This is a genomic window from Pantoea sp. B_9 (assembly GCF_008632015.1).
GTDB lineage: Bacteria > Pseudomonadota > Gammaproteobacteria > Enterobacterales > Enterobacteriaceae > Pantoea > Pantoea dispersa.
On sequence record NZ_VWVL01000020.1, the window covers coordinates 1 to 5,839 of the forward strand.

Annotated in this window: 4 protein-coding genes; 2 read left to right on the forward strand and 2 right to left on the reverse strand. The window is 50.2% G+C overall.

Annotated features, from left to right (window positions below):
• Positions 1–160 precede the first annotated feature (160 nt).
• Positions 161–3,166 carry a Tn3 family transposase gene (locus F3I21_RS23015; RefSeq protein ID WP_150059890.1) on the reverse strand — a complete coding sequence of 1,002 codons (3,006 nt, stop codon included), beginning with the start codon at positions 3,164–3,166 and terminating at the stop codon, positions 161–163.
• A gap of 157 nt (positions 3,167–3,323) precedes the next feature.
• Between F3I21_RS23015 and F3I21_RS23020 the strand changes: the two genes are divergently transcribed.
• Together F3I21_RS23020 and F3I21_RS23025 are read left to right on the forward strand one after the other, a co-directional pair.
• The gene (locus tag F3I21_RS23020) at positions 3,324–3,902 is read left to right on the forward strand and encodes a recombinase family protein (RefSeq protein ID WP_170264766.1); all 579 of its coding nucleotides are present in this window, start codon (positions 3,324–3,326) and stop codon (positions 3,900–3,902) included.
• On the forward strand, positions 3,895–5,130 hold the full coding sequence (locus F3I21_RS23025; RefSeq protein WP_150059893.1) for an acyltransferase: 1,236 nt from the start codon (positions 3,895–3,897) through the stop codon (positions 5,128–5,130). Before F3I21_RS23020 ends, F3I21_RS23025 begins: the two co-directional genes overlap by 8 nt.
• A gap of 20 nt (positions 5,131–5,150) precedes the next feature.
• On the opposite strand, the gene F3I21_RS23030 is transcribed toward F3I21_RS23025, so the two are convergent.
• Entirely contained in the window at positions 5,151–5,564 is a 414-nt protein-coding gene (locus tag F3I21_RS23030) for a hypothetical protein (protein ID WP_150059892.1), read from the reverse strand.
• Positions 5,565–5,839: the final 275 nt, after the last annotated feature.

The window sequence follows — 5,839 nt, forward strand, 5'->3', positions numbered from 1 at the left end:
GCCATCCCCCGGAGAAAGACGCGCAGCGCCGGCGCCTGAAAGTGCATCTGTCACAGAAAACGGACCAGTGCTGGCTCGCCTCATGGGCCTTCTCCGGGCACCAACACGCGCCAGACTGCCGCTTTTAGGGGGCTGACGCTCAGTGGAACGAAAACTCACGTTAAGCGACATTTTCCTCTTCTGACGCCTCTTTTAATGGTATCAGATGTCCTTTGGTCACCAGTTCTGCCAGGGTGAAGGAATAATGGCCGAGCATATTGATGTGTCCGTAGCAAAGCGGGGAGAGGCGTGCGATATCTTCATCATTCAGTGTTTCACCCTGCTCCCGGAGATGATCCAGGGCTGCCTGCATATAAATAGTGTTCCATAACACGACGGCGTTAGTGACCAGCCCCAGTGCACCCAATTGATCTTCCTGACCGTCGGTATATCGTTTTCTTATCTCACCTTTTTGACCATGACAGATGGCTCTGGCAACTGCATGGCGGCTTTCTCCCCGATTAAGCTGGGTCAGAATGCGCCGGCGGTAATCTTCATCATCAATATAATTAAGCAGGTACATCGTTTTGTTGATGCGCCCCACTTCAATGATTGCCTGAGTCAGTCCGGAGGGACGTTCACTTTTCAGCAATGAACGGACCAGCACTGAAGCCTGTACTTTGCCCAGCTTCAGAGAGCCTGCGGTTCGGATCATTTCGTCCCATTGAAGGACTATTTTTCGGGGATCTGATTGGCCTCTGGCAATATCATTCAGCACGCCATAGTCGGCATCATGGTCCATTCGCCAGAAAACCGAAGCACCGGCGTCAGCCAGGCGCGGAGAAAACTGGTATCCCAGCAGCCAGAAAAGGCCAAAAAAAAGATCGCTGGCACCTGCTGTATCGGTCATAATTTCGGTTGGATTCAGCCCGGTCTCCTGTTCCAGAAGACCTTCCAGCACAAAGATAGAGTCCCTCAGCGTCCCCGGTATAACGACGCCATGAAAGCCGGAATACTGCTCGGACACAAAGCTGTACCAGGTGATCCCTCTGTTATTACCAAAGTATTTGCGGTTCGGTCCGGCATTGATTGTTCTGACTGGTGTAACAAAGCGCATTCCATCTGCAGATGCCACTTCTCCTCCACCCCATATCGGTGCCAGCGGTAGCGTTGCCTGAAAACCAACCAGTCTGGCATTAGCGCTGGTGATAGTTTCAGCCCGCAGATAGTTCGCTTTTGTCCAGTTCAGCCGATGTCGGGTCAGTGCAGGAACATTTGATCTGATCAGTGGTTCCAGACCGATATTGCAGGCTTCAGCCATCAGCACGGCGCTTATGCTGACGGGCAGATCATCAACTCTGGCGCTGGCTTCACTGGCGTGGAAAAACTCATCAGCAAATCCGGTATGGGCGTTAATTTCGAGTAGCAACTCCGTTAAATCCACCGGAGGGAGCAGAGCACTGACCATTTTGCTCAGTCGTTTTAGACTGTCCGACTCATCAAGACTGGCGAGGGGAGAAATTGTCAACCGGGGCTTCTGACCAGAAACATCGAGTTCTACAGCCTCATTTTCGCCAAGACGTGCAGCAACCTGTCTGTAACGACTATCAAGCTGATGACCCAGAGATTTTATTGCTTCCTGCGGGTCTGTCGGGTGGCCCAAAGAACGATAAACCTTAATCCGGTTTGCCTGCCAGTCAGCACCCTGTAGTAATCTTGCTCGTGGATCTCCCCACCGGTTACTGCCAGTAACGTAGACATCCCTCCGTCTCAGACTATCCTGCAGTTTACTGAGGAAGCAGAGCGTGTATCCCCTGCGGGTGATATGTTTTTCCTTGTTAATCACCAGCCGTTTCCATGACCGGCTGATGATTTCCGCTGGTGCGTCATCAAAAAACTGCCGCCGTGAGCTGAACTCCCTGCTGAGGTAGTCACAGGCATTCAGAGTGGTAACCCCGGCAGGTGCGGATGAAAATTTAACGGTATTCAGCAGATGAGGCAGAAAACGACGAACGCGCCCGTACTGCTCCACCATTTCGTCATGAAAATTATCATCTGAGGGCCGGGCAATTTCACGGACAAGTGTGATGATTTCAGCCAGCTTTTCCCTGGGGATATAGCTGAACACCTCAGCACGAATCGATTCGTCCGGTGTATCTTCTTTCATCAGGTACGAACATGCGCTGGCGAGCGCCAATGCAGATGTATCCAGATCCTTCAGCGAGCGGAGCCGTTTTTTCTGCCCAATCTTTCTGGCGTCACGGATGATAACGGCCAGCATAGCGTCCAGAACGTCCAGTGCATCATCCAGCGCCAGCGTTTCCCATGCAAGGACAAAGGCAACCAGAACCGCCATCCTTTTCTGCGGTGACATCCTAGCAATATTGAACACCGAAGTCATACCAGCATAACGTGCGAGATTTTTCAGGCGCACAGCCGGGAGTGTACGCAGGTTGTCAGCATGCAGGCCAAAATCGTTCAGAGTTTTCCAGCGTTCAATTGCTTCATTAAACGCCGGACCACTAATGGTCACAGGGCCTTTTTTCAGTGATTCCAGTAAAGACAGGCAGCTGCAATCAGTTGGCCCCAACAGCATCTCCAACTGCGAACGCTGTTCAGCTGACGGTATCAGTGCCAGCCTGTTCCACAGGCACAACGTCGCCTTTTCCCTTACTTCTGAAATCAACCGGGTCAGCGTGGTGGCTCCGGGGAGAATAATACGATGTTGCATAAGCCACCCTGTCGCCAGAGCGAAAAGCAGGCCAGGACGTTCGTTGCTTATCCAGCTCCGGGTATATAAAAGACGGGTAAGGCGAAATGTCCAAGGCCAGGCAAATTCATGATACTGATAGTGCTGACGTATCAATGCTGCATGCTCACGGCGGGTATTTTCCCTCTGACCGTATTCTGCAAAAACGGTGATATCACGAATCCCGAGCTGTCTGGCAGTAAAATGCCGGACGCCGGAAGGAATATGATTCATGTCAGTAAGAAAAGTGCCCAAAAAACGCACGCACCCGATTTGCAGAGCAATACCAAGCCGATTGTGATCACCCCGGCTTTTCCCGATTAATTCTTTATCCGCTTCATCAAGATGAAAATAACGCCCCAGCTGAAGTTCATCTGGTTCGCCGGTGAATCTGCCATAACTTTCGGCCTGCTCAGTGGTCAAAAAATCAACGGGCATATCGGCCTCCCTGCCTGACGGCTTTTTTTTAACAAAACCGCAACCGTCCAAAATATTATGAATTGTAGGACACTGAAAAAAGACATCTTTTGCGTGTCCGTTAAATCGTTATTTTGTTATAACAGACACCACCTGTCTGATATTTGATTTAGGATACATTTTTACGCGACTTTTTGGTTACGCACGGGTATCAACCAGCCAGCAGTCTCTTGATATTCAGATCAGGGCGCTCAGAGATGCAGTGGTAAAAGCGAACCGCATCTTTACCGACAAGGCATCCGGCAGTTCAGCCAATCGTGAAGGGCTGGATCTGCTGCGCATGAAGGTGGAGGAAGGCGACGTCATTCTGGTGAAAAAACTTGACCGTCTTGGCCGGGATACCGCCGAGCTGATCCAGCTGATAAAAGAATTTGACGCACAGGGCGTGGCGGTCCGTTTTATCGATGACGGGATCTGTACCGATGGCGAAATGGGTCAGATGGTTGTCACCATTCTGTCTGCAGTCGCGCAGGCAGAGCGGCGGAGAATACTGGAACGCACTAATGAAGGGAGACAGGAAGCTATGGCGAAAGGGATCCGGTTTGGGCGTAAGAGAAAAGTTGATCGTGGGCGTGTAATGGCTCTGCACAGGCAGGGCACAGGTGCGTCAGAGATAAGCCGACAGCTTAAAATTGCCCGTTCAACCGTTTATAAAATACTCACCGAAATAAACATGCCCCGGAGCCATGATGAATAATAAACCCCGTTTTGTCGGACTGGAATGGCTGAGATTTTCCCTTGGTTTTTTTGTTATGGTTTACCATACCGCACACCGTTATCCGCAGCTTGATCATATTCCATGGTTAAGAAACGTCACCAGCATGGGTTTTTTTGCTACCAGCACTTTTTTCGTATTGTCCGGATTTTTGCTTGCTCACGTCTACTTTAATCAGAATCAGATGCGTGAACCCGCAAGTAGTTTCTGGATTAAACGTTTCTGTAATCTTTATCCTGTACATATTGTCGCGCTCATTTCTTCAGTTCTGGTTCTGATACTTATGCACTGGCTGTCAGTTCCGCCGGATGGCCCCGGAGCCTCGCCACGCTTTGTCGTTTATGACACGCATGAACTGATAGCTGATCGTTCGCTTCTGGAGCATTATATGGATAACAGTGAGCTGATGATTAACTCTGTTTTACAGCTATTTATGTTGCAGGCCTGGAACCCGCTGTACCTCACCTTTAATGCGCCACTCTGGTCTCTGTCAACACTGTTTTTTTTCTACCTTGTGTTTCCTTTTATCACCTCCCGGTTACTGAACATAAAAAGGGTTAAGTCAGCTATTGCATTAACCTGCTTTATCAGCCTGATACCACCGCTTTACGTCATTTTTAATGCCCTGTGGGGGATACCCTGGACAGGCCTACTGCAGCGATTTCCACCGTTTCGCCTGCCTGAGTTTATATGCGGTATCCTGTGTTACAGCCTGTTTCGTCAGCATCAGCAGAGGGGGTACCGGCCCGGAGTCGCTCGCTGCAGCATGCTGTCGCTGTTTATTCTTGCCTGTTTTATCCTAGCAGCGTGGATTTATACCCAGCGCCCGGAGCGCTTCTGGTATCCGCTTTTGCATAATGGTCTTTTACTGCCGTCACAGCTGGCGCTGCTGTACCTGTGTGCATTGCTTCCCACTTCCCGCTCAGACCTGCTGCGGCGTTATCTGCCTCGTCTGGGGGCATCATCCCTGTCGATTTTTGCCCTGCACGTCCCCTTGTTTTACCTGTGGAGCACGTTCGAGCCTCTGCTGCGGAGCATGTTCTCAGACTGGCGTGGAGGATGGCATGAGTGGGTTGACAGGGCGGGCGGCATACAGCTAAGCCTGAGCGGCTATGCTTTATTTCTTGTCCTGACGGTCTGGATTTGCCTTCATTTTCAGGAACAGGTTGTGGTCGGCATAAGAAAGAGATTGCTTAACAGGTTGCTCTGACGACACAGATACGAACCCGGTCAGAATCTGATTGGGTTCGTATCACGGAGCCAGTAATCAATGGGTAAGGAATAATCGTCCGGACTGACTGAAGCGAGAACAATCTGATACTCATAATTCCTGGTAGCGGCTTCTCCCCTGTCTGGCAGGCAGTCAATAGCCAGAATCACGTCGTAGTTTTTTGTTTCATCAACAGCGGTAGAATAGCTGATGTTAACCCCCTGGTATTGGACGGCTTCTCCTGCAACTAATTTTTTACTCTCGCTACCCGGTATCAATCCATCCATAAACTTTATAATTTCAAGAGGATACCTGGTAAATAACGTAACTTCAGCTAAATTATTTTTACCGGAAAACCGGGTCGCCAGCCGGAGCGATTCTGCGATGTCTTTTTTAGTAAGCTGCTCAGGCACTATTCTGAAGTAGTTATTCATATCCACTCGCATAGAGTTTACGTGTTTGCTGATTAACTTTAGGATAATAATTTGAATTCATCCCGAAAATTACCTGGGGATTATTTCAGAAGGAGGAGGCAGGAGGCAGTTCTTAGCGTGAGTTTTCGTTCCACTGAGCGTCAAACCCCTTTTACTCCGTCTGGCCGGATGAGCGACAGGCCGCCATTTATGCGCCCGACGTGGTCAGAGCGGCGGCGGATGGCCGGCTTGTGGTCCGCCTGCCCACCGGCCTGCAGAAGAAAGACGTTCCTGAT

Coding starts and splice junctions, on each gene's coding strand:
- F3I21_RS23015 (WP_150059890.1), bottom strand. CDS start 3,166: ATGCCCGTTGATTTTTTGACCACTGAGCAGGCCGAAAGTTATGGCAGA.
- F3I21_RS23025 (WP_150059893.1), top strand. CDS start 3,895: ATGAATAATAAACCCCGTTTTGTCGGACTGGAATGGCTGAGATTTTCC.
- F3I21_RS23030 (WP_150059892.1), bottom strand. CDS start 5,564: ATGAATAACTACTTCAGAATAGTGCCTGAGCAGCTTACTAAAAAAGAC.